At 72.1% G+C, this 23,927-nt stretch carries 20 protein-coding genes; 7 read left to right on the top strand and 13 right to left on the bottom strand.

The features are described from left to right. The first annotated feature begins 304 nt into the window (after nucleotides 1–304). From WME75_RS34290 to WME75_RS34275, 4 genes are all read left to right on the top strand, one after another. The gene (locus tag WME75_RS34290) at nucleotides 305–1,444 is read left to right on the top strand and encodes a glycosyltransferase (protein ID WP_437479698.1); all 1,140 of its coding nucleotides are present in this window, start codon (nucleotides 305–307) and stop codon (nucleotides 1,442–1,444) included. Between the two features lie 3 nt (nucleotides 1,445–1,447). Next, on the top strand, nucleotides 1,448–2,569 hold the full coding sequence (gene glf / locus WME75_RS34285; RefSeq protein WP_437479696.1) for a UDP-galactopyranose mutase: 1,122 nt from the start codon (nucleotides 1,448–1,450) through the stop codon (nucleotides 2,567–2,569). Continuing rightward, nucleotides 2,566–4,797: a family 1 glycosylhydrolase gene (locus tag WME75_RS34280; RefSeq protein WP_437479694.1), complete on the top strand. Its 2,232-nt coding sequence runs from the start codon at nucleotides 2,566–2,568 to the stop codon at nucleotides 4,795–4,797. The genes glf and WME75_RS34280 overlap by 4 nt, the downstream gene beginning before the upstream one ends. 245 nt (nucleotides 4,798–5,042) lie before the next feature. After that, the gene (locus WME75_RS34275) at nucleotides 5,043–5,510 is read left to right on the top strand and encodes a hypothetical protein (protein WP_437479691.1); all 468 of its coding nucleotides are present in this window, start codon (nucleotides 5,043–5,045) and stop codon (nucleotides 5,508–5,510) included. A gap of 110 nt (nucleotides 5,511–5,620) precedes the next feature. On the opposite strand, the gene WME75_RS34270 is transcribed toward WME75_RS34275, so the two are convergent. Together WME75_RS34270 and WME75_RS34265 are read right to left on the bottom strand one after the other, a co-directional pair. After that, nucleotides 5,621–6,241 (bottom strand): helix-turn-helix domain-containing protein, encoded by a 621-nt coding sequence (locus WME75_RS34270; RefSeq protein ID WP_437479689.1) that lies wholly within the window; start codon nucleotides 6,239–6,241, stop codon nucleotides 5,621–5,623. 233 nt (nucleotides 6,242–6,474) lie between these two features. Further along, entirely contained in the window at nucleotides 6,475–6,663 is a 189-nt protein-coding gene (locus tag WME75_RS34265) for a hypothetical protein (protein WP_437479686.1), read from the bottom strand. Between the two features lie 563 nt (nucleotides 6,664–7,226). Here WME75_RS34265 and WME75_RS34260 point away from each other — a divergent pair. Next, nucleotides 7,227–7,790: an ExbD/TolR family protein gene (locus WME75_RS34260; protein WP_437479684.1), complete on the top strand. Its 564-nt coding sequence runs from the start codon at nucleotides 7,227–7,229 to the stop codon at nucleotides 7,788–7,790. Nucleotides 7,791–7,843: 53 nt separating this feature from the next. On the opposite strand, the gene WME75_RS34255 is transcribed toward WME75_RS34260, so the two are convergent. From WME75_RS34255 to WME75_RS34210, 10 genes are all read right to left on the bottom strand, one after another. After that, nucleotides 7,844–8,425 (bottom strand): hypothetical protein, encoded by a 582-nt coding sequence (locus tag WME75_RS34255; protein WP_012239127.1) that lies wholly within the window; start codon nucleotides 8,423–8,425, stop codon nucleotides 7,844–7,846. A gap of 29 nt (nucleotides 8,426–8,454) precedes the next feature. Then, nucleotides 8,455–9,291: a hypothetical protein gene (locus WME75_RS34250; protein ID WP_437479681.1), complete on the bottom strand. Its 837-nt coding sequence runs from the start codon at nucleotides 9,289–9,291 to the stop codon at nucleotides 8,455–8,457. Beyond that, entirely contained in the window at nucleotides 9,288–11,252 is a 1,965-nt protein-coding gene (locus WME75_RS34245; protein WP_437479678.1) for a BatD family protein, read from the bottom strand. The genes WME75_RS34250 and WME75_RS34245 overlap by 4 nt, the downstream gene beginning before the upstream one ends. After that, nucleotides 11,249–12,322, bottom strand: a complete 1,074-nt coding sequence (locus WME75_RS34240; protein WP_437479675.1) for a tetratricopeptide repeat protein — start codon at nucleotides 12,320–12,322, stop codon at nucleotides 11,249–11,251. Before WME75_RS34240 ends, WME75_RS34245 begins: the two co-directional genes overlap by 4 nt. After that, the gene (locus WME75_RS34235) at nucleotides 12,309–13,463 is read right to left on the bottom strand and encodes a vWA domain-containing protein (protein ID WP_437479672.1); all 1,155 of its coding nucleotides are present in this window, start codon (nucleotides 13,461–13,463) and stop codon (nucleotides 12,309–12,311) included. Before WME75_RS34235 ends, WME75_RS34240 begins: the two co-directional genes overlap by 14 nt. Continuing rightward, nucleotides 13,460–14,605, bottom strand: a complete 1,146-nt coding sequence (locus WME75_RS34230) for a vWA domain-containing protein (protein ID WP_437479670.1) — start codon at nucleotides 14,603–14,605, stop codon at nucleotides 13,460–13,462. The genes WME75_RS34235 and WME75_RS34230 overlap by 4 nt, the downstream gene beginning before the upstream one ends. Beyond that, nucleotides 14,602–15,864: a hypothetical protein gene (locus tag WME75_RS34225; protein WP_437479667.1), complete on the bottom strand. Its 1,263-nt coding sequence runs from the start codon at nucleotides 15,862–15,864 to the stop codon at nucleotides 14,602–14,604. The genes WME75_RS34230 and WME75_RS34225 overlap by 4 nt, the downstream gene beginning before the upstream one ends. After that, nucleotides 15,861–16,769, bottom strand: a complete 909-nt coding sequence (locus WME75_RS34220; protein WP_437479665.1) for a DUF58 domain-containing protein — start codon at nucleotides 16,767–16,769, stop codon at nucleotides 15,861–15,863. The genes WME75_RS34225 and WME75_RS34220 overlap by 4 nt, the downstream gene beginning before the upstream one ends. Continuing rightward, on the bottom strand, nucleotides 16,766–17,752 hold the full coding sequence (locus WME75_RS34215; RefSeq protein ID WP_437479663.1) for an AAA family ATPase: 987 nt from the start codon (nucleotides 17,750–17,752) through the stop codon (nucleotides 16,766–16,768). The genes WME75_RS34220 and WME75_RS34215 overlap by 4 nt, the downstream gene beginning before the upstream one ends. 123 nt (nucleotides 17,753–17,875) lie before the next feature. After that, on the bottom strand, nucleotides 17,876–19,228 hold the full coding sequence (locus tag WME75_RS34210; protein ID WP_437479661.1) for a serine/threonine-protein kinase: 1,353 nt from the start codon (nucleotides 19,226–19,228) through the stop codon (nucleotides 17,876–17,878). Nucleotides 19,229–19,427: 199 nt separating this feature from the next. On the opposite strand from WME75_RS34210, the gene WME75_RS34205 reads away from it, so the two are divergent. Together WME75_RS34205 and WME75_RS34200 are read left to right on the top strand one after the other, a co-directional pair. Beyond that, the gene (locus tag WME75_RS34205; protein WP_437479658.1) at nucleotides 19,428–20,576 is read left to right on the top strand and encodes a hypothetical protein; all 1,149 of its coding nucleotides are present in this window, start codon (nucleotides 19,428–19,430) and stop codon (nucleotides 20,574–20,576) included. After that, the gene (locus WME75_RS34200) at nucleotides 20,573–22,267 is read left to right on the top strand and encodes a hypothetical protein (protein WP_437479655.1); all 1,695 of its coding nucleotides are present in this window, start codon (nucleotides 20,573–20,575) and stop codon (nucleotides 22,265–22,267) included. The genes WME75_RS34205 and WME75_RS34200 overlap by 4 nt, the downstream gene beginning before the upstream one ends. Before the next feature lie 27 nt (nucleotides 22,268–22,294). Here the strand turns inward: WME75_RS34200 and WME75_RS34195 are convergent, their stop codons facing one another. Continuing rightward, a complete protein-coding gene (locus WME75_RS34195; protein WP_437479654.1) occupies nucleotides 22,295–23,860 on the bottom strand; it encodes a dipeptidyl-peptidase 3 family protein in 1,566 nt (521 codons plus the stop codon). Nucleotides 23,861–23,927: the final 67 nt, after the last annotated feature.

Here is a 23,927-nt window from a genome sequence, read left to right as displayed (position 1 = left end):
GGCCGGCGAAGGCGGGCGCGATGGACGCGGGCGAGGGCAGGGACATGCAGCGAGGGCCCGGGCTCCTCGGTAGGGGGCGGCGCGATGACAGCGCGGCCGGGGGAGCCCAGCGCGAGAGCGGGCGGGAGGAGGGCCTGTTCCCCTCCAAGTACACGCCTTTGCCCCGCGATCGCGCGGTGAATCCGCGAGAAGAGCGATGACGCCGCATCGCGGCGCGCGCTTCCGGGCATGCTCCTTGAATAGCGCTCGTCCGGAGCCGGGGCCGGGACCCAGGTGCACACCGAGACTCGAGCGGGAGGGATCGATGAGCGCGAGATCGCAGCCAGACGTGATCTGCTTTTCGCACCTGCGTTTCAGCTTCGTGTTTCAGCGGCCACAGCAACTGCTCACGCGCTGCGCGCGGCGGCGCCGTGTCTTCTTCTTCGAAGAGCCGGTGTTCGACGGCGGGCCCCCGCGCCTCGAGGAGACCGCGACCCAGCATGGCGGCCTCTGCGTCGCGACTCCACACCTGCCTTCCGGCACCGAGCCGTCGCGGGCCTCCGCCATGGAACGCGAGCTCCTCGACGGCATGATGAAGCGCCACGCGATGAGCGACTGCGTGCTCTGGTATTACACGCCAATGGCGCTCTCGTTCTCTCGGCACCTCGTGCCCGCGGCGACGGTGTACGACTGCATGGACGAGCTCTCGGCCTTCTCCGGGGCGCCCCCGGCGCTCAAGGTGCGCGAGGCCGAGCTCCTGCGCCGCGCCGACCTGGTCTTCGCCGGCGGCGCGAGCCTCTACGAGGCGAAGCGCGCGCTGCACCCGAGCGTGCACGCGTTCCCGAGCAGCGTCGACGTCGCGCACTTCGCCCGCGCGCGCGCCGCTTCCCGCGTCGAGCCCGCCGACCAGGCGGAGATCCCGCGGCCGCGCCTCGGTTTCTTCGGCGTCCTCGACGAGCGCATGGATCTCGATCTCCTCGCCGCCGTGGCCGCGCTGCGGCCGGCCTGGCAGATCGTGCTCGTGGGGCCGGTGGTCAAGATCGACCGGGCGACGCTGCCCCGCGCGCCGAACATTCATGTCCTGGGGCAGAGGCGATATGAAGAGCTGCCCGCGTATCTCGGGGGCTGGGACGTGGCGCTCCTGCCCTTTGCCCGGAACGAGGCGACGCGGTTCATCAGCCCCACGAAGACGCCGGAGTACCTGGCCGGCGGCAGGCCCGTCGTCTCGACGTCGATCCGCGACGTGGTGCGGCCCTACGGCGAGCTCGGGCTCGTGCGCATCGCGGACGCGCCCGGCGACTTCGTGGCCGCCGTGGAGGCGGCCCTCGCCGAGGAGCGCGGCGCGCGGCTCGCGCGCGCGGACGACTTCCTCGGGCAGGGCTCGTGGGACGCCACCTGGGCCAGGATGGACCGGCTCCTCGAGGGGGCGCTGGAGGCTCGCGGCCGGGCCGCGACGACGAGGTGAGCCATGTTCGATTACCTCATCGTCGGCGCAGGCTTCGCCGGGTGCGTCCTCGCCGAGCGGCTCGCCCGCGGCGCCGGCAAGAAGGTCCTGCTCTGCGACGTGCGCATGCACATCGGCGGGAACGCGTACGACCATCACGACGCCGCTGGCATCCTCGTGCACAGGTATGGACCGCACATCTTCCACACGAACTCTCGGGAGGTCTTCGATTACCTGTCTCAGTTCACCGAGTGGCGCCCCTACCAGCACCGCGTGCGCGCCTGGGTCGACGGGCAGCTCCTGCCCATCCCCATCAACCTCGACACGATCAACGGCCTCTACGGTCTGAGCCTCAACGCGCTGGAGGTCGAGGGCTTCCTCGCCTCGAGGGCCGAGCGGCGCGAGAGCATCCGCACGTCGGAGGACGTGATCGTCAGCAAGGTGGGGCGCGAGCTCTACGAGAAATTCTTCCGCAGCTACACGCGCAAGCAGTGGGGCCTCGACCCGTCGGAGCTCGACGCCTCGGTGACGGCGCGCGTCCCGGTCCGCACGAACCGGGACGACCGCTACTTCGCCGACACCTACCAGGCGATGCCGCTCCACGGGTTCACGCGGATGTTCGAGCGGATGATCGACCACCCGGGCATCAAGATCCTGCTCAACACGGACTACCGCGAGATCTGCCATGCCGTCCCGCACCGCGAGGTGATCTACACAGGCCCGGTCGACGCCTATTTCGATTACCGGTTCGGGAAGCTGCCCTATCGCTCGATCGAGTTCAAATTCGAGACGAAGGACCAGGAGGTGTACCAGGCGGCGCCTGTCATCAACTATCCGAACGAGTACAGCTACACCCGGGTCACCGAGTTCAAGTACCTCACCGGCCAGGCGCACCCGAGGACGACGATCGTCTACGAGTTCCCGAAGGGCGACGGCGACCCGTACTACCCCGTGCCGCGGCCCGAGAATGCGGTGCTTTATCGCAAGTACGAGGAGCTCGCCCGGTCGACCGCCGGCGTCCACTTCGCCGGCCGGCTCGGCACGTACCGTTACTACAACATGGACCAGGTCGTCGCCCAGGCCCTCACCCTCTACACGAAGCTGACGGGCGCCCCGGGCTGGCGGTCCCTCGCGGAGGCGGCGTGAGCAGGGCCGCCGGGGAGGGCGGCGAGCCGGCGATCGAGCTGTGGGGCGGCGTCGAGTGCACGGTGAACCGTGTCCGCGACGTGTACCACGATCAGCTCGATCGGAGCGGCCACGCGCACCGGCTCGACGACCTCGACCGCTTCGCCGAGCTCGGGATCCGGGCGCTGCGGTACCCCGTGCTCTGGGAGCGCACGGCGCCCGACGGCCGCGCGCGCTTCGCGTGGGCCGACGCGCGCCTCGGGAGGCTGCGCGACCTCGGCGTGCGGCCGATCGTGGGGCTCGTGCACCACGGCAGCGGGCCGCCCCGGACGAGCCTCCTCGATCCGAGCTTCGTCGAGGGGCTCGCGCGCTTCGCCCGCGCGGTGGCCGAGCGCTACCCGTGGGTCGAGGACTACACGCCGGTGAACGAGCCGCTCACCACGGCGCGCTTCTCCGGCCTCTATGGCCACTGGTACCCGCACGGGCAGGATGGCCGCGCCTTCGTCCGCGCGCTCCTCACGCAGTGCCGCGCGATCGCGGCGGCGATGCGCGCCGTCCGCGAGATCAACCCCCGCGCGCGCCTGGTGCAGACAGAGGATCTCGGGAGGACGTTCAGCACGCCGCTGCTCGCGTACCAGGCGCAGCACGAGAATCACCGCAGGTGGTTGAGCCTCGACCTGCTCATGGGTCGAGTGGACCGGGATCACCCGTTCTATCCCCAGCTCCTCGAGTGGGGCGTGTCCCCCGGCGAGCTCGAGGCGTTCGTCGCGTCGCCCTGCCCGCCGGACCTCCTCGGCATCAATTACTACATCACGAGCGAGCGGTTCATCGACGAGCGCCTCGATCGCTATCCGCCGGGGATGCACGGCGGCAATGACAGGCACGCCTACGCCGATCTCGAGGCCGTGCGCGTGGTCGCCGAAGGCGTGGGCGGGCATCTCCCGCGCCTCCTGGAGGTCTGGGAGCGTTACCGGCGGCCGGTCGCGATCACCGAGGCGCACCTGGGTGGCTCCCGCGAGGAGCAGCTCCGCTGGCTGGCCGAGGCGCACCGCGCGGCGGTGGACGCGCGCGCGGCGGGCGCGGACGTGCGGGCGATGACCGTGTGGGCGCTGCTCGGCTCATTCGACTGGGACAGCCTCGTCGTGCGCGATCGCGGGCGCTACGAGCCGGGCGTCTTCGACGTCCGCGGCGAGGCGCCGCGACCGACCGCGCTGGCCCGGCTCGTCCGTGCGCTTGCGCGCGGGGAGCCCTTTGACCACCCGGTGCTCTCGTCCCCGGGGTGGTGGCGCCGCCCGGAGCGGCTGCTCTATCCGGCGGTCAGCGTCGAAGAGCGCGACGGCGCGACGCGCGTCGAGCCGTCCGGCGGCCCGACCGGAAGGCTCGAGGGGCCGCCGATCGTGATCGCCGGCGCCACGGGCACGCTCGGCAAGGCGTTTGCGCGCCTGTGCGCTCACCGCGGGCTGCCGCACCGCCTGCTGAGCCGCCTCGAGATGGACATCGCCGATCCCGCTTCGGTCGAGCGCGCCCTCGAGCGTCACGCGCCGTGGGCGGTCATCAACACCGCGGGCCATGCGCGCGTCGACGACGCGGAGCTCGAGCCTCACCGCTGCGCGCGCGAGAACGCCTCCGGGCCCGCGGTGCTCGCGGCGGCGTGCCGTGAGCGCGGCGTCCGGCTCGTCACGTTCTCCTCGGATCAGGTCTTCGACGGTACGGGCACGACACCTTATGTCGAGACCGACCCGGCGAGGCCGCTCAGCGCGTACGGGCGGAGCAAGGCGGCTGCCGAGCAACAGGTGCTCTCGATCCTTCCGGCGGCGCTGGTGGTGCGCACGGCGGCGCTCATCGACCCCTGGGACGAGGCCGGCTTCGTCGCCGCCGCCCTGCGCGCGCTCCGTGACGGCCGCCCCTTCAGCGCGGCCGAGGATCTGATCGTGACGCCGACCTACACACCCGACCTCGCCGACGCGACCCTCGATCTCCTGATCGACGGCGAGGGTGGCCTCTGGCATCTGGCGAACCGCGACGCGGTGACCTGGGCTGAGCTCGCTGCGCGGAGCGCCGCGCTGGCGCGCCTGGACACGGCGCTCGTCGTCCGTTGCCCTGGCAGCGCGCTCGGCTTCGTCGCGCCGCGTCCCCGGTACAGCGCGCTCGGTAGCCAGCGAGGGCTCCTGCTCTCGGCGCTCGACGATGCGCTCGCGCGCTATCTCACCATCGCGGTGGCGACCCAGCTCGACCGTGAGGCCGCTTGAGCCGGGACGAACTGCCAGGGCTTCACCGCCGGAGACGGACATCCCGGTTGACCCCCCAGGAGAATGTGGCGTCTCGTGATGACGGATGACTCTCTGCTTTATTGGCGTAACATCCGTCGAGGGCGGCGACACGTCTGCTTCACCGGAGGAAAAGGGGCGCGACTCGGTGGCGCGGCTTGCCCCTACCTGCGTGAGCGCCTAGCCTGGGCCGCAGACGTAACCACGAATTCGCGGAGAGAAACGCCATGATGCCGATGATGAGCATGCCGATGATGGGCTCGATGGGGATGATGCCGCAGATGATGGGCTCGATGGGGATGATGCCGCAAATGATGGGTCAGATGCCCCAGATGATGGGCATGATGCCTCAGATGATGGGCATGATGCCCCAGATGATGGGGATGATGCCGCAGATGATGGGCATGATGCCCCAGATGATGGGTCAGATGCCGATGATGGCGCGGATGACCTGTGAGATGGACAAGGAGGGGATGGTCTGCAAGATGATGCCCATGGATGGCGCGAGCATGGATATGCTGCGCCAGCGCTGCGAAGCCATGATGAAGATGATGGGCATGGGCATGCCGATGATGCTGATGTGCGGCAGCATGCCGATGATGATGGGCATGAGCACCGGCATGGGCATGAGCAGCGGCACGAGCGGGATGAGCAACATGGGCGGCGGTTCGAACGTCGCCAGCATGAGCAAGTGAACGCGCGCTCCTGTCGCAGCGCCTGAGCCCCTCCAGGCGCAGGGCGGGAGGCTCGCTTCGTCTCCTGGCGTTCCCCGCGTCGCGGCGGCTCTATCCGCCGATCGCTCCGGTCAGCCCGTCTTCTCGACGTACGTCATCACCAGGTACATGATGACGGTCAGCTTGGTGGGGTTCCTGTACTGGTGAGGCACGTCGGCCTCGAACAGGATCGCGTCGCCCGTCGCGAGCAGGTGGCGCTCGGCGCCGACGATCATCTCCAGCGTCCCTGACGTCACCACGAGGTTCTCGATCGTGCCCGCCGGGTGCGCATCCGCGTGCTCCGTGGCGAGGGGAGCGAGCCTGAGCTCGTAGAACTCGACGGTCCTCGGCACATCGAACGGGAACAGGGCGCGCGAGGAGAACGAGCCGTCGTGCGACGTCAACACCTTGGCGCGCGCGGCCGGGATGAGCGCTGTGCCGCCGAGCGACTGATCGCTGATCAGCGTCGAGAAGGGCACGCCCAGCGCCCGGGAGATCTTCCAGAGCACGTTGATCGTAGGCGTGCTCTGGCCGAGCTCGATCTGGCTGAGCATCGCCCGGCTCACGCTCGACGCCTTCGCCAGCCGCTCGAGGGAGAGCCCGCGCTTGGTCCGGAGGCGGCGCAGGTTGGCACCCACGATGCCGGTGAGCGCCGAGGAGGCATCGTGCGGGGCCATCTCGTAGGTCCAGGCCCCGTCGGATGTCTCCTCCACGTCCCGCTGCGACGGCTCCCTCTGCGGCCCGTCCGCCGTCGCTCGGCTGGCGTACGAGCCCGCAAGGCCAGCAGAGCCCTCTGGCCTGCGGTGCGAACGCGGTCCGGAGCTCTCCGTCGCCCCAGTGGACGCATCCACGCCGTTCGCGTAGCCCGGCACGGGCAACGAGGAATCGAACGGCTCGCCGGGGACCAACCCGGAAGAGGCGCGCGGCGTGTTCTGGCGGACCGATTTCATCGCAGCTGCCAGACTGGCATCCACGTCCACACGGGGAACCACCAGAGGGCGGCCTGCATGGTCAACGAGCTGCCCGACGACATCTCCATCTCCCTGCCGTTCTCGAGGGCACGCTCGTTCCGAGCCACCCGCCGCTGCTGTCGGTACTCCTCCAGATCGATCACTTGAGCACTCTGGGCGCGCATCCGATTTACCTCCAACCCCTGCGCCTATCATCCGTTATAACGGATTGTATGTCAAGGGATAGCTCGGCCATGACGCAACGTTCTGGGTGCGTTGCGTCAATTATGGCACCACCGAGCGATCTCTTCCGTTGCGCAATGTGTCGTATTTTTCGCCTGGAATCGAGAGCGTGCGCACTGTAGATGGAAAAGTACCTCGAAGAAGTATTGCGACGAAGCTGTGGTGAATTGCGCTTTGCGTTATTCTTGGCAAGAGCAGAGCGGAGCGCCGCCGAGATAGTGGACGAGGCGGAGCGCTCGGATCGCGCGCTCGCCCGCGATCGTCCGTCCCTCCAGGGGGCGTCGTCTGTGTGCGCGCAGGGGTGAGAGGGTCGGGCGTGTCCGTGCCTCTCCGCGGTTGCCCGTTGTCGTACCCCGCACGGATGCGCCGCTCGGTCCGGTGCCTTCCAGGAACATTCTGCGCGCGCCGTCCTCTGTCCCTCCGTCGCAGCGTGGTTGTGGAGCCGTGGCGCTTCGCGGCGTCATGAGCGCTCATCGCGACATCACGAACACACAAGGAGGCAGCCATGGCGGGCGTCGACGTGGGGGGTGGCGAGAGGCGGGCGCGGAACAGCGAGATCAACATGATCCCGTTCATCGATCTGTTGATGGTGACGATCGCCTTTCTCCTGATCACCGCGGTGTGGGTCACGAGCTCGCGCCTCAAGACAAGCGCAGAGGCGCCGGCCGCCGCCGGGTGCGGAGAGGAGTGCCAGAAGGAGCCTCTCAAGACGATGCACGTCCACGTCGGCGAGGACAGCTTCAACCTGGTGTGGAAGCAGGGCGCGACCGTGCTGAGCGAGGTGAGCGTACAAAAACATCCTGTCGAGATCGGCGCGGCGGGGGCCACCGCGATTCGCTACAGAGAGCTCGGCGAGGCCATCCAGCGCGAGTGGGAGCGGGGCGGCGAGCACCGCGCCCCGAGCGACCGCCGCGCCGACCAGGCCGTGCTCCACAGCGACGACAGGACCCCGTTCCGCGAGCTCGTCGCCGTGCTCGACGCCATCAACGCCCCGCGCCGTACCGTCCTGCTCGAGGACGGACGCAGCGTCGAGATGCCCGCGTTCCTCGCCACCTTCTCCGCGAGGTAAGAGCGGCGCTCGGAGCGCGAATGTTTGACGGGGATGGGGAGCTGCGACGGCCGCTAGGCCGTGAACTCGGTCGTCAGGGCGACCCAGTTCGAGGGCGGGCGAACGGCGTAGCTCAGCGCCAGCACCTCGATCAGCACCACCCGGTAGATCGCGTGGACGTCGTCGACGTCGACCTCGTGCGCGTTCGCCTCGAGGGCGGCGTCGAGGTGCTCCTGCACGAACGCGAGGACGTCGGGCTGCTCCATCGCGATGACGTCGTCCGAGTCGACCGCCTCGGCAGGGTCGTGGAGGCGGATCTGCTCGTCCAGGTTCAGCGACTCCTCGACGCCCGTGAGCGCCGTCTCGGTGACCTCGTCGAGGTCCTGGCCGAACAGCTCGTCGAAGGCGAGCCAGATGGCCAGCGTCAGGAAGTAGCCGAGGGCGAGCGCCGTCTCGTCGAGCGGGCCGGAGAGCACCGAGGAGATCCGGTCCGCCAGCGCAGGCTGCGTCTGCTCGAAGCGCGTGAACGCGTCGTCGAGCTGCTTGCGCGAGTCGTCGTCATCCTCGGCGAGCTGATCCTCGATCTCGGACAGGACGCGCGCAGGCACCTGAGCGTACGAGGGGACGGGGCGAATGGCTGCGCGGCGTACCCACACGCGGACAACCTAGCACACGATGGCGCGGCTCATGGAGCGAGCAACCGAATGCTCGACGCCGGAACCCACCCCTCCGTCGCTCCCCAGCGGACCTCCGCCAGCCCGCCCGATCTCCTGGCGACCTCGACCGACGCGCCCTCCGGGATCGGGCTCTGCGCCGCGGCGGGCAGCGCGCGCCCGCCCTCGTCGAGGAGCCGGACCTCGGGGACGACCACGACGCCTGCCCGGGTCGTGAGGCGGAGGTGCCGCGCCGCATAGGTGAGCGGCACCAGCGCGAGCAGCGCGACGAGCGCCGTCGGCGCGAGGACGCTGCCCGCGACGTGCGCGGGGCCGGCCGGACGGCGCCGCAGGACCACGCCCAGCGAGAGCAGCAGCGACGCGAGGAGCGCGGCCGCCGCCCAGGTGCGCTCCGAGGCGAGGCCGACGATGACGCGGTCGAGCGTGGGGCGCGCGTCGACCGCATCCGCGGCGCGGCGCGAGCGCCGGCGGGTGATCTCGGCGCGCACGAGATCGAGCGCGCGATCCGCGTCCGCGTCGCCAGGGCGGAGGCGCAGCGCCTCCTCGAAGGCGGCCGCCGCCCGGCCGAGGTCGCCGGGGCGATCCGCGCCCTCGCGGATGCGCGTGACGTAGGCGAGGCCGCGGTTGTAGCTCGCGTCCGGATGCACGAAGCCGCGGTCGGCGAGCAGCTCGAACGTGTCGACCGCCGCGCCGTACTCGCCGCGGCCGAGCGCCGCCGTGCCCTGCTGGAACAGCGCCTCCGGCGGCCCCGCCGGCTGCGCGCGCGCCGCGAGGGGCAGCGCCGGCGCGAGGCACGCGGCGAGGAGGAGCGCGGCGGCGAGACGGCGCCTGCAGCGGCGGCCGTTCATGCCGGCTTCCTTCGGGCGAGCTCGTTGATGACGGCGCGGCCCTTCTCGAGGAGCGCCGCGGCGGTCGCCGCGCCGCCCTCCTGCGCGGCCGGCTCGAACCGGATCGCCTCGCACGCGGCCAGCGCCTCGCAGGCGCGCGCCGACAGCGGCTCGGGGAGGCCGCGCTGGCCGAGCTCGTCCGGGAGCGCCGCGAGCAGGACGCCTCGGGAGCGGAGGCCCGTCGCGGACTCGATCGCCCGGTGCACGGCGCGCTCGATCGCCGCGGCCGTCGCCCCGAGATCCCCCTGCGCGGCGGCCTCTTCCGCCTCGCGTTGCGCGACCGCGGCGAGCCGGGCGGGCGAGCTCGCGCCCGCCGCGCGACGCTCGCGCGCCCGGCGCACGAGCCGATCGCCCGCGCCGAACAGCGTGACGACGAGCGGCGGCGCGGCCAGGAGCAGCCAGAACGGCGCCCCGTCGAGGGGCAGCGTCGCGGGCGGGGAGTACGGGCCGAGCGACGTGCGGAGCCCCGGGATCCCGGCGAACGGCCCGGCGCTGCCGGCGGCGTCGCCGGCGCCAGGCGCCCCGGACGGCGGCCCGGACGGCGCCGGCGGCGCGACCGGGGTCACCTGGATGACGCCGAGCTCGGCGCTCTCGACGACGTAGCGCTTCTGCGCCGGATCCCAGTAGGGGAGCTCGATCTTCCCGAGATCCACCGCGCCGCTCTCCTGGACGCGGACGACGTAGCCGAACGAACGGAAGCCGCCGATCGCGCCGCCGCGCGGCTCGAGCGACTCGCGCTTCTCGGGGTCGAGCCACTCGAGGCCGGTCCGCTCCGGCACCCGGAGCGACTGCGGGAAGTTGCCGGTGCCCGCGACCTGCACGGTCACGGCCACCGAGCCGCCCTGCTCGATCTGGCGCGGCTGCACCGTCGCCTTCAGGGTGAACTGACCGACGTCGCCGAGGACGTAGCCGGACGGGCGGCCGGCGAGCGGCGGCTCGGTGACCCGGACGACCACGTCGTTCGACTCGCGCAGCACGCGCGCGCCGATCCGTCGCCCCGTGATGCGCGCCTGCATGCTGCCCGTGTGCAGCTCGCCCGCCTTCAGCGGGAACAGCGCGAGCTTGTCGACGAGGCGGGCCGCGTAGCGGTGCCCCCCGACCCGCGTGTACACGGGCCGCTCGTGGCGCGGGTCCTCGAGCAGGGCGTGGCGGAGGAAGTCCGCGGTGGGCGCGGCGCGGGGCTCGCTCATCTCCGCGTTCTCGCGGAAGTACAGGTAGAACGAGACGGTGACCTGCTCGCCGACCACCGCGGTCGTCTTGTCGGGGATGGCGCGCAGGAACACCACCGGGGCGGGCTCGCTCGGCATCGCGAGCTCCGGCGCCTGGTCCTCGGGCTCGTCCTCGACCACCTCGTCGTCCAGGAGGCCGCCCGGACCGCTGAACGGCCACGGGAAGCCGTGCAGCGGGCCGCCGGGCAGCAGGAACGGGTTGTTCGGCCGGCGCGGCCGCCCGCTCGCGGGCACGACCTTGATCAGGATCGGATCCGCCGGCAGGCGCCTGCCGTTCCACACGATCGTGGGCCCCGGGATCGTGTAGCGGCCGGGCTTGTTCGCGACGATCTGCCACGTCGCGCTGATGCCCAGCTGCGTGGTCATCACGCCGCCGCTGAGCTGCGTCTTCATCTGTGTCCCGATGCTCGGGCCGGAGGCGACGGAGAGGTCGGGCGGGACGCGCAGCTCCGGATCGGACGGCATGCCGGCGCCGCGCTCCACGAGCGCCTTCACCTCGACCGTGAACGGCTCGCCGACCTCGACCTCGGTGGAGCTCGCGCGCGCCGAGAGCTCCGGCTGCTGGGCGCGCGCGCGGAGCGGAGCGAGCAGCGCGAGCAGCGCGAAGAGCAGCGCCGTCGCGAGCGGCGCAAGGCGCGGGGCGGCGAGCGCGGCGAGCGTGAGCGGGGCGGGGGAGCGCGGCGGGCGCGTCACTTGTCCTCCATCGCGCGGCCGCGGCGCATGCCGGCTTTGCTCTTCGCTTCCTGCTCCTGGTACGTCGGCGCCTCCTCGAGCTGGTCGAGGATGCGATCGTCCTGCCGCCCGGTCGGCGGCTGCTCCTGGGGCTGCTCGGGCGGCGGTTCGGGCTGCTCGGGCGGGCCCGCGTCAGGCGGCTGATCCTGCGGGCCGGCGTCAGGGCTCTGGTCCTGGTCGCCGGCGTCCTGGTCGCCGCCGTCGTCGCCGGCGTCCGGCTCGCCGCCGTCGTCGCCGGCGTCCGGCTCGCCGCCATCGTCGCCGGCGTCCGGCTCGCCACCATCGTCGCCGGCGTCGGGCTCGGCGTCCGGCGGGGCATCGGGCTCGGCGTCCGGCGGCGCGGCGTCCTTCTGCTCCTCGATGCGCCGCAGCGCGATGGCCCGGTTCCAGGCCGCGTCCCGGCCGATGCCGTCGCCGCCCGCCTCCTCGAAGATGCCGGGGATGATGGCCAGCGCCTGGTCGTAATACGTCACGGCGTCCTCGTACTTGCGCCGCAAGAACTCGAGGTTGCCCGCGAGGTAGCGGGCGCGCGCGCGCAGGTCGGCCGGCACGCTCGGATCGGCGCCGATCGCCTTCACCAGGATCAGCGCGCAGTCGATCTCGATCCCGCGCAGCGCGTCGTTCTGCTCCTGCTCCGGCCCGCCGTCCGCGAGCCCCTCGTCGCCGAACCGGTGGCCATAGCGCTCGGCCAGGTGGAACAAAGTCAGCCCGAGGTCGAACGAGCCGTTCGGCTTCTGGCGCACGGAGTCGGGCAGCCCGATGCCGGCGTCGCTGCACGCGCCCGTCCCCAGGTAGCTCTCGAGCGCCTGCTCGGCGGACTCGAGGTCGCCCGCGTCGAGATCGCGGATCGCCTGATCGACCGCCGGCGCGTTCCGCTCGAACGGGGACGACGGATCCCACCCGCTGCACCCCGTCGCCGCCGAGAACGCGGCCCCGGTGAGGCACGCCGCGGCGAGCCCCATCGCGAGCCAGCGCCCGTGGCGCGCGAAGAACCCGGAGAGATCTACCCGCTTGCGATCACGACGCGGCATGCTGCCCTCCCGCGTTGCCCTCCGCCGCCGGCCCCGCCTCCGCGGCGAGGTCTGCGCCGCCCGCGCGCCCCTTCAGCAGCGCGGCGCGCTTCGGCGTGGCCTTGGGGCTCGTCGCCACGAACCGCCGGCGCGGAGCGTCCTTGAGGAACACCTCGGCGATGAGGAGCAGGATCGCGAGGCCGAGCGGGTAGAAGTAGACGTCCGCATAGACCGTCTCGACCCGCTCCGAGAGCTCGCTCTTCATCTGCCGCCTGAGCTCCGCCGCGATCGTCTCGATGCCCGTGGTCCCCTTCTCCGCGCGGATGATCTGCCCGCCCGGCGTCGCCTGCGCGATCGACGCGAGCTGCTGCTCGCCCGACAGCGACAGCTCGGTCGTGAGCGGCTTGCCCTGGCGGTCGGTCCGCCACCCGACGATGCGGCCGTCCGGGCCGATCTCCGGGATCGGCTCCGGCGTGCGACCGCCGATCTGCACGACGTGGACCGTCGTGCCCTGGGCGCCGATCGCCTGGGCGACGCTCAGCGGGTAACCCTCGAGATCCTCGCCGTCGGTGACGAGCAGGATGATCCGCTTGTGCTCGGCGGACTTCGGATCGCGCTTCAGGAGATCGTTCGCCTGGTCGAGCGCGCGCGCGATCGCGGTGCCGCCGATCGGCATGTCGTTCGGGTCGAGCTGGCGGAAAAATTGAGCGATCGCGGCGCCGTCGGCGGTGAGCGGGAAGCCCATCGGCTCGCCGGCGAACGCGACCGCGCCGAAGCGCGCGCCCTCGAGATCCTTGATCAGGCGGGCGACCTCGACCTTCGCCCGGAAGATGCGGGAAGGCTCGACGTCGCGCGCGTACATGCTCTTCGAGTAGTCGAGCACGACCACCACGTCGACGTTGGTCGCCGGCACGAGCCGCGTGCCCTTGCCGTACTGAGGCCGCGCCGCGGCCACGAACGCGAGCGCGGTCGCGAGCACGAGGAGGACGCCCTTCCACGCGCGGCGCTTCGCCGGGTCGGCGGTGGTGAGCGCCTTCACGCGATCCTCGTCGCCGAAGCGCTTGATGGCGCGCGCCACGCCGAAGCCGCCGAGGATGAGCAGGAGGCCGATCAGCGCGGCGAACGCCGTGCCGAGCAGGAACCACGGGGCCGCAAAGTTCACGGGAACCTCCGGAGCAACCAGGCGCGCAGGAGCGCGTCGAGCCCGATCAGCAACACCCCGGGCAGGAGCAGGAACGGGAAGAGATCCTCGTACGCGGCGCTCGAGGCCTCGAAGCGGGTCGTCTCCAGCCGGTCGAGCACGTCGTGCATGCTGTCCGCGAGCGCCTTCGCGTCGGTCGCCACGTACGACTCCCCGCCGGTCTTCTGCGCGATCTCCTGGAGCAGCGCGGGGTTCACCGGGAAGCGGTGGCGCACGTAGCGCGGCTGCCCGAAGAGATCGACGCCGTCCTCGACCTCGACCTCGTCGTCGGTGCCGATCTGGATCGTGTAGACCTTCACGCCGAGCGAGGTCGCGAGGTGGGTCGCGTACTCGGGGGAGATCGACCCCGCGTTCGAGTCGCCGTCGGTCAGGAGGATGACGACCTTCGACTGCGCGTCGCTCCTGCGCAGGCGGGCGACCGCGGTGCCCACCGCGTCGCCGATCGCCGTCGCGCTGCCGTCGATCACGTTGAGCGTCATCTGCGAGACCATCTGCGTCAGCAGGTGGTAGTCGAGCGTCGGCGGCGACAGCACGTACGCGGCCTTGCCGAAGACGACGACGCCGAGGCGATCGGTCTTCCTGCGGCCGATGAAGTCCTGGAGGACGAGCTTGGCCGTGTCGAGCCGGGTCAGCCGCTTGCTGCGCGGCAGCTTCGGCTGGCCGGGCAGGTCGCTCGGCCGCGCGTCGAGGATCGCGCGCATCGAGCCCGACAGGTCGAGCGCCACGACGATGTCGATGCCCCTGTCGTCCGTGCGCTGCTCGCGGAGCACGCTGACCGGCCGCCCCATCGCCAGGATCAGGAGCGCGAGCGCGACGGTGCGCAGCACGCCCGGCAGGTCGCGCAGGTGGCTGCGCAGGCCGCGCGGGCCGCGCACGAGCGGCGCGACCGTGCCGAGCCGGAGCCGCGGCTTGCGCGCGTCCTCCGCGAAGATGCCCCAGTACCAGACGACCGGCACCGCGAGGAGCGCCAGCAAGAACCACGGGGTCTGCCAGCTCGCGCCCGTCCAGGCGTCGCGGCGGGCCAGGTAGGGGTAAACGCCGGCGAGCGCGGCGACGACAAGCGTCGCCCCGATCGCGAGCGCCGCGCGCCTCGCGCGGCTCAAGGCGCCTCCTCCGGCGCCCGGGACGGGCGAGCGGGCGGGGGCTGCTTGGCGGCGGGCGGGCCTCCGGGCCCTGCGCCCTCGGCGGGCCGCACCGCCGGCGGCGTCGTGCGGTGCACGATGACCTCGCCGCGCTCGATCGCCTCGAGGCAGTCGGCCTCGCTCGGCTGGAGGCGCGCGAACTTCACGAGGTCGCAGTCGGCGAGGAACCGCGCGATCTGCGGCAGCACCGGCACGGGCGGGCGCACCCGCGCGAGCAGCGCGCGCATCTCGTCGCTTGTGGTCTCGAGGCCGTCGAAGCCGTACCGCGCGCCGAGGTACTTGCGCACGCTGTCGCTCACGCGGTCGAAGTACTCGTCGGTCCGCCCCTCGCTGAGCAGGCTCGAGCGCCGGAGCGCCTCGAGCTCCTCGAGCGCGGCGACCCACGGCAGCTTGGGCGGCGGGGCGGCCACGACGCGGGGCCGGCGCATCCAGCGCCGGACCAGCCAGGCCACGATGAGCCCGAGCGCCGCGCCGATGAGGATGCCGGCCGTGAGCTGCTTCGCGAGCACCCACTCCTCCCGCTGCGGCCGCGGCGGCGGGTTCGGCCTGACCTTGGGATCCCGCTCGTTGGCGATCGGATCCTCGACCACGATCTCGTGCGGCCGGGTGCAGACGGTGACGAGCTCGCCGCTCGCGCGGGACACGGCGATCGGCACCGGCGGCAGCTGCAGCACGCTCCTGCCCGGCTCCTTGGGGAGCGGGACGAACGGGATGACCAGCCGGGTCGTCGCGCCCGTTTCGGTCGCCGTCGTCGTGCGGGTCGGCCCGGCGCCCGCGTCGGCCTCGGGCAGGATGAACCCCGCCTTCTCCAGCGCGCGCGCCGCGTCGCTGTCGCCCTGGACCTTGAACCCCTCCGGCAGCACCGTCTCGCCCTTGCCGTGCGCGACCGTGATCTCGAGGGGCGCGGCGTACCCGCTGAACCCGTTCTTCGGGAACGTCTCCTGGAGCTTGGGCCGCGTCGCGCCGGGCGGCACGTGCTCCGCGCACGAGGCCCACACGCTCCCGCCGCGCTCCGTCGCGGCGGGCGGCGGCGGCGGCGGCGGCGGCGGCGGCGGCGGCGCGTCGTCGTCCCGAGCGGCGGGCCCGCCGGCGCCGCCCGCGTCCGGCTGCGCGAGCGCCGGCGCCGCGCACGCGAGCGCCGCCGCGAGCGCGGCCCACGCGGGCAGGCGCGCGGCGGGCGAGGCGCCCGCGCCGTCGATCCAGGAGCGGCGCGGCCTCATCGCCTGAGCCTCCGCGCCCGCTTGGCGAACAGGTCGCGCAGCGGCGTCACGAAGCTCTCCCCCGTCTTCACCACCACGGCGTCGAGCGCGAGCTTCTTGAAGAGCTTGTCCCGGTCGCCCCGCAGCTTGCGCATGGCGGTGCGGTAGTGGTCGCGCACCGCCCGGTCGCCGGTGTCCACCACGACCTCCTCGCCGGTCTCCAGGTCCTCGAAGGTCGCGAGCCCCACGTCGGGCAGCTCCTCGTCGCGCGGGTCGACGAGCATCACCGGGATCACGTCGTGCTTCGCGCTCGCGAGCGAGAGCGAGCGCTCGAAGCCGGTGGCGAAGAAATCGCTGATCACGAACGCCACGCTCCGCCGCTTCGCCACCTTGACCAGGGTCTCGAGCGCGAGCTTCAGGTTCGTCCCCGTGTACTTCGGCTCGTGCCCGAGGATCTCCCGGATGACGCGCATCACGTGCTTGTCCCCCTTCTTCGGCGGGACGAGCTTCTCGATGGCCTCGGTCGCGAGCACGAGGCCCACGCGATCGTTGTTCTTGATGGCGCTGAACGAGCAGAGCGCCGCGATCTCGGCGGCGATGCGCGCCTTCGACGCCCGCCGCGTGCCGAACTGCTCGCTCTGCGAGGCGTCGACGACCAGCATGACGGTCATCTCGCGCTCCTCGACGAACACCTTCACGAACGGCTCGCTCATGCGGGCCGAGACGTTCCAGTCGATCCAGCGCACGTCGTCGCCGGGCATGTAAGCGCGGACCTCGCGGAACGAGAGGCCCTGCCCCTTGAAGACGGACGAGTACGTGCCGGAGAGCTGCTCGTTGGCGAGCCGTCGCGTCCGGATCTCGATGCGCCGGAGCTGCTTCAGGAGCTCGGGCGGCAGCGGGTTCTTCGAGCCCGAGGCCTTGATCACGGCACCTCGACCACCTCGAACACGCGCCGGACGATCTGCTCGGACGTCACCTCCTCGGCCTCCGCCTCGTAGGTCAGGACGACGCGGTGCCGGAGCACGTCGGGGCCGATCGCCTTCACGTCCTCCGGCGTCACGTAGCCCCGGTGGCGCAGGAAGGCGTGCGCGCGCGCCGCGAGCGCCAGCGCGATCGAGGCGCGCGGGCTCGCCCCGTACTCGATGAGGCTGCTCAGCTCCCGCATCCCCTTCTGCCCGGGCTCGCGGGTCGCGAAGACCACGTCGACGATGTAGTCCTTCACGCGATCATCCATGTACACGTCGCGCACGACCTTGCGCGCGGAGACCAGGTCCTCGGGCGTCGTCACCTTCGCGGCCTTGCCCTCGATCACCGAGGTCGTGCGGTCGATGATCAGCCGCTCCTCGGCGCGCGCGGGGTACCCGACCTTGACCATGAGCATGAACCGGTCGACCTGCGCCTCCGGGAGCCGGTAGGTCCCCTCCTGCTCGATCGGGTTCTGGGTCGCCATGACCACGAACGGGCTCGGCAGCGGGTAGGTCGTGTCGCCGATGGTGACCTGCCGCTCCTGCATCGCCTCGAGGAGCGCGCTCTGCACCTTCGCCGGCGCGCGGTTGATCTCGTCGGCGAGCACCAGGTTCGCGAAGATCGGGCCGAGCTTCGAGGTGAAGTCGCCCTTCTGGTGGTTGTAGATGACGGTGCCGATGAGGTCGGCGGGCAGGAGATCCGGCGTGAACTGGATCCGGGAGAACTTCGCCTCGATGGCGTCGCAGAGCGTCCGCACCGTGAGCGTCTTCGCGAGCCCCGGGACGCCCTCGAGGAGCACGTGCCCTCCGGTGAGCAGCCCGATGAGGATGCGCTCGATCATGTACGTCTGGCCGACGATGACCTTGCCAACCTCGTTGAGCAGGGTCTCGATGAAGGCGCTCTCTTTGGCGACCAGCTCGTTCAGGGCGCGTACGTCGTGCATAACGGGTGGGAGCTCATAGCAAGCCCGGCCGCCCGAGGACAACCGGCGCCGCCCGAATATTCCTCGAGGCGCGCCGGGGCGCGGCGCGCGCCGAGCTTCTAGCGCCCCGCGCGCCGCGCGGCGCTAGAAGCCGGGCTCGCGGAACCTGGCGCGCCCGGTCTCGGCGGGCGCTCGCGGGCGCGGCGGGCCCGGGCTCGTGCTCGCAGCCGGGGCGGAGGACGGCGGCGTCGCGGGCGAGGCGGAGGGCGCCGGCGCGGAAGCGCGCGGCGGCTCCGGCGCGCGCGGCTCGGCGGTCGCGACCCCTGGGTGCGGCTCCACCGTGAGGGGCGGCACCGCGGGCACCTCCACGGCCGGCGCGGCGGGGCCCTCCCCGAGGCCGATCCACAGGAGCGTCGCCGCACCGAGCAGCGCGCCCGAGGCGACGAGCGCCGCCGCGGTGGCGATCGTCCGGGCGCGGCGGCGCGGATCGAGCCGGGAGGGCGACCGCCCCCGCGACCTGTCGTCCGCGGCGCGCAGCGCGTCCTTGATCACCGCCGCGCGCCGCGAGGAGCGCGAGGCGAGCGCGTCGCGGATGTACCCCGTGACCTCCTCGTGGCGGCCGCCCAGCGTCGCGTTCACCGCCTCCAGCGCGTCCGCGAGTTCGGCCATCGTCGCGAACCGCTCGGCCGGATCCTTGGCGAGCGCGCGCATCACCGCCGCATCGAGCGCGGGCGGGTAGCCGGGGGCGAGCGAGCTCGGCGGATCGACCGGCTCGGGCCGCGCGATGCGCGCCATCGTCGCGAGGTCGTGGCTGGCGGCGAAGGGGTGCGTGCCCGTCGTCAGCTGATAGAGAACGATCCCGAGCGCGAAGATGTCGGACCGCCGGTCCAGCTGCTCGCTGTAGACCTGCTCGGGCGCCATGAAGAGGATCTTGCCCTTCATGTGCCCGGTGTTTGTCGTCGGGTTGTCCGCCTGCGCCATGGCCTTGGCCACGCCGAAATCGGCGATTTTGACCGAGCCCTCCCGCGTGATCAGGATGTTGTGCGGCGAGACGTCGCGGTGCACGAGCCCGACCAGCGCGCCGTCCTCGTCCCGGAGCTCGTGGGCCGCGTGCAGGCCGCGCGCCGTCTCGATCGCGATCCGCACCGCGACGGGCAGGGGGAGCGGCCGGCCCTGCGTGCGGGTGCTGCCGCCGAGCAGCGCCACGAGCGCGTCGCCGTCGATCCACTCCATCACGAAGTAGAGCACCCCGCTCTGCTCACCTTGATCCAGGATCGCGCACACATTCGGGTGCTTGATCCGGGCCGCGATGCGAGACTCCGTGAGGAACATGCGCTTGCAGCGCGGATCGCTGGAGAGCGCCGGCAGCATCGTCTTGACTGCCACGATCTTGTTGCCCGCCGCCCCACCGCGCTCCCGGGCCGCCCACACCGTGCCCATTCCGCCCTGCGCGATGGCGATCAGCAGCTCATAGCGGCCGAGAAATTGGCCTGGCACAAGATCGACGGGCGCTATCACAGCTCGTACCTGCGACTCCTGTGTCGTCCTGAATCCGACCATGTTGAAGCTCTCGCGGGCTGTGCAAGAGCGTTCCAGGATCGGGCACCAATCTCAAACAATTTTCCAGTTGTCTAGAATAGTGCAGCGTGAGTACGTTTAGATTGCCTCTATCGCTTCGTTGAGGAAGGAGGCGTGGGTGGAGCATCGGATCACCATCGGCGGAGTGGTATTCTTCGCCGTGGTCGGCGTCGGTCCGGCTGCGTTCGCCGAGCCTTACCCGGAGGGCGCCGACCGCGGTCCGCCGGGCGCCGTCGCGGGCGACACGGCGGCGGCCGCTGCGCCGGGCGCCGTCGCGGGCGACACGGTGGCGGCCGCTGCGCCGCGGCAGCCGAGCGCCGCGGAGCTCGCGTCCGCGCGGCACCTCTTCGCGCTCGGCCTCGCCGCCGAGGACCAGGGACGGTGGGCGGAGGCGCTCGAGACCTACGAGCGCATCCGCAAGATCGTCGTGTCACCGGCGCTCTGGTATCACCTCGGCGTCTGTCACGAGGCGCTCGGCCACGTCGTCGAGGCGCTCAACGCGTTTGAGCTCGCCATGTCCGGCGCGGCCGCGCGGAAGGAGCTCGCGCTCGCCAGCGAGTCGCGGTCACGCATCGAGAAGCTCCGCACGAAGACGTCGCAGATCGTCCTGCAGCTGCCCGAGGACGCGACCGGCGTGCGCGTCGCGATCGACGGCGAGCCGATCCACCCGGCGCTCGTCGGCGCGGCCATCCTCGTGAGCCCCGGGGCGCGGCGGATCGCGGTGAGGGCCGAGAATTACGCCGAGCGGTTCGAGGCCACGGTGCAGGCCGAGACGGGCGCGGTCGTCGAGCTCCGGGCCGAGCTCGGCCGCAAGCGCCCGCTCGCGGTCCTGCGGCCGAGCGCGCCGGCTCGCCCGGCGCCGCCCCGAGCGCCCGCGCCGGGCCTGAGCATCCCGCCGGTGGCCGTCGTGGGGGCGGCGGCCGCGCTCGGCGCCGCCGCCGTGCTCACGGGCGTGATGGCCTACGACGTGCGGCACACCTTCCTGAAGAAGAACGCGAGCCCCGCTCCGGGCTCGCTGGGCGAGCGGCAGGCGCTGCGTGATCGCGGGCAGGCGCTCGCCATCACGAGCACGGTGCTCACCGGGGCGGCCCTCGTCGCGGGCGGCTTCGCCACGTACCTCTTCTGGCCTTCTGCCTCGCCGCGCGCGGCGCCTCAGGACGCCGCCGGCCGGCGGCCGTCGCCCGCGCCGCGCGCTCCCGGCCCGACGGCGCTCTCGCCGTGGGTCGGCGTGACTGGCGCGGGCGTCGCCGTGCAGGGGGTCCTGTGAGCGCCGCGCGCCGCCTCGGAAGGGGCGCCGTCGCGGCGCTCGCCCTGGCCTGCTCCGGCATGGGCGCGTGCGCCTTCCTCGCGCCGTTCCCCGACGTCGCGCTGGACCCGGTGGTCGAGGGGGGAGGCGGCAGCGGAGGCGGCAGCGGTGCGGGCGGGGGCAGCCCGGAGGTGGAGGTCTGCGTCCCCCGCGTCGCGACGGCCTGCTACGCCGGGCCGCAGGGCACGGAGGGCGTCGGCCTCTGCACGCCCGGCGTCGCCACGTGCAACGACGACGGGACGGACGCCGGCGCCTGCGTCGACGAGGTGCTGCCCGCGTTCGAGAGCTGCGCCACGCCCGAGGACGAGAACTGCGACGGGCGGGCGTGCACGGGCGATCCCGTGCAGAGCGTCGCGCTGGGCGGCACCGGCGCTCAGCACGGCATGGGCGTCGCCGTCGGCGCGCGCGCCGCCGTGGTGGTCGGGTCGGCGTCCGGCAGCACCGATCTCGGCGCGGGCCCGTCGGATGAGCTGGGCGCGCTCGCCGAGCCGGACGCCTTCCTCGTCTCGTTCTCCCGCGACGCCTCCAGGCGCGAGGGGCGCTTCCGGTTCAGCCGCCGCTTCGCGGACAGCGTCGCGCGGGGGGTCGCGCTCGCGCCGGGCGGCGACGTCGTGCTCGCGGGCAGCGCGTCGGGCGACGTCGATTTCGGCGGCGGCGTGCGCGAGGGCCGCGGGCGCCGCTCCGACGTCGTCGTGGCGCGGTTCGACGCCTCCGGGGCGCACCAGTACAGCCGGCGCTTCGGCGACGGCGCCACCCAGCACGCGACGGCGGTCGCCGTGGACGAGGCGGGGAACGCGTTCGTCACCGGCGAGTTCTGGGGCACGCTCGACTTCGGCGAGAGCCGCCAGGGCGAGCGCTTCCTCCTGGAGAGCCAGGGCAAGAGCGATGTGTTCCTCGCCAAGCTCGATGCCGCCGGCAACGTCCAGTGGGCCAGGCAGTTCGGCGACGCGGAGGACCAGGCCGGCACCGGCGTCGCCGTCGACGGCCACGGCGACATCGTGCTCGTCGGCCGGTTCGGCGGGAGCATCGATTTCGGGGGGGACGAGAAGGGGCTCTCCACCGTGGCCAAGAGCGACCTGTTCATCGCGAAGCTCGACCCCTCGGGCGACCCCATCTGGAGCAAGTCGGCCAACGCGACAAACGCCGCCGAGGCGCTCGGCGTCGCGGTGGACGGCGCGGGCAACGTCGTCGTGACCGGCTCGTTCCGCAGCTCGGTCACCGTCGGCGAGTCCGTGCGCACGACCGCGGGAGACAAGGACATCCTCGTCATCCGGCTGGACGAGAACGGTGTCCTGCAGTGGTGCGAGGACTTCGGCGACGACGCCGACCAGGAGGGCGCGTCGGTCGCGATCGACCTGGCCGGCAATATCGTGCTGACCGGGGCCTTCCACGGGAGCATCGAGCTCGGGGACGTGGTGCGCTCGGCCACGGGCGCCGCCGACGCGTTCGTGGCCAAGCTCGACCCGGCCAGCAACCCGATCTGGTTGCGCTCGTTCGGCGACTCGGGCGAGCAGCAAGGCGCCTCGGTCGCCGTCGATCCCCTCGGCGGCAGCTGGGTGACCGGCCGCTTCGACGGCGTCCTCGATCTCGGGAGCGGTGTGGTCACGAGCCGCGGCGCCGGCGACGCGTTCCTTGTCCAGCTCGGGCCGTGAGCGCCGCTCGCTCGCCGTGAGCGCGGCTCACTCGCCGGCGAGCGGGTAGATCGGCCGGATGTCGATCGGGATCCCCTCGAGGCCGCCGAGCGCCAGCCGCATGGGCTCCGAGACCTCCCCGTAGCGGGCGAGGAGCTCGCCGGCGGCCTGCCTGTCGCCGCGGTGCTGCAGGAGGCAGAGGTCACGGACGAGGCGGGTGATGGCGGCCTCGAGCTCCGCGGCGTCGACCGTGAAGCGCCGGGTCTGCGGCTCGAAGCGGGCGGCGCGCTCCTCGAGGAAGCGGTTGATCTGGAGCGCGGCGCCCTTGCCGTGCGCCTCGGCCACGCCGAAGCGGGTGCTCCGGAAGAGCCCCGCGAAATACGAGACGAGGAGCTTCTCCCGGAAGTCTTCGGCGAAGTGGCCTCGCTGGATCATGAAGAGGACGTTGTAGGCGCCCATCACGTCGGCCTTGGCCTCCTCGATGGCCGAGTAGGTCGCGCCGAGCGCGAGCCGCACCTCGACCCGCTCTCCGTCGGCGCGCGTGAACGCCGGGCCCAGGCTGTGCGAGAGCTCGTGGAAGAGCGTCTCGTTGAAGAACGCGTCGGCGGACAGGTGCTCGAGCTGCGCCGGGTCGAGGATGCGCTCGGCGATGGGCCGCATGATCAGCTCGAACTTCGTCTCGATGACGTTGCGGAGCAGGACCTTCTTGGCCCCCTTCTCGGCGCGGACGCGCTCGTCGTTCGGCAGGTTGAACGCGATCGTCTGGACCGATTTGCGGGCGTCGCCGGCGCTGAAGACAAGGTCCACGACCTGGATGGGGCTCTCTCCGCCGCGCTGCGTCTTCACTTCATCGGGGATGGGCAGGTTGCGCTCCATCTCCGGGAGGAGCTCCTTGTACTTGGAGAGCCTCCGGGAGGCCGCCGGGTCGCTCACCGTGACGAACGACTCGAACGATGCCTTGAGGCCGAGGAGCTCGTCCTCGTAGGTCTCGTAAGGGCCGATGGTCACCTCGACAGGGCTGTCGAGATCCATCCAGTCCTTGTCGGATGCATAGTAGTCGTCCGAGCGGAACGCCGCGGCCCGCGACCTCAGGAACCGGCGGAGGCTCTCGTTCGCCGTGAGCGCCGCCGCCTCCTCGAGGAGCGCGCCGGCGGGGCCGAGCCACGCCGCGTAGGCCTGGCTGTACGGCACGGCGACGAGCCCGCCCTGGTCGCGGCGGATGAGGGTGAACAGGCCCTCGAACGCCTCCTTGTCGCCCGGGTGCTGCTTCGTCCACGCGTGGAGCTCGTCGGCCGCGAGATCTTCCGGGTAGAAGCCGGCGCCGGGCGGTCGGGGCCTGTCGATGGCGAAGGGGCGGTGGTGATCCTGCCTGTCCCACGGGCCCCGCATGATGTCGAAATAGGCGAGCTTGTCCCGCCCTTCCGGGGTGGCGTCCGAGAGGAGCCGCTCGCGGAGCTCGGGGTTCGCGGCGTAGGCCTGCCGGTCGAACACGGGATCGAGCCACCGCGAGGCCTCGATGAGCTTGCCGAGCGCCCTCCTCTCGGGCTCGGGCAGCGCGCTGACGTCCGCGGTGAGCCTGGCCGGCGCGAACTGCTTGACCTTGTCCGACAACAAAGGGACCTCCTATCGCGGGGCGCATCTTCGTGCGCTGTGGGCTCAGCCGCGTCGTTCGGCTCGCTGC

The sequence above is a fragment of the Sorangium sp. So ce1014 genome, from assembly GCF_051521505.1.
In the GTDB taxonomy this organism is placed as follows: domain Bacteria; phylum Myxococcota_A; class Polyangia; order Polyangiales; family Polyangiaceae; genus Sorangium.
This window is presented reverse-complemented; position numbering and strand designations above follow the sequence as displayed.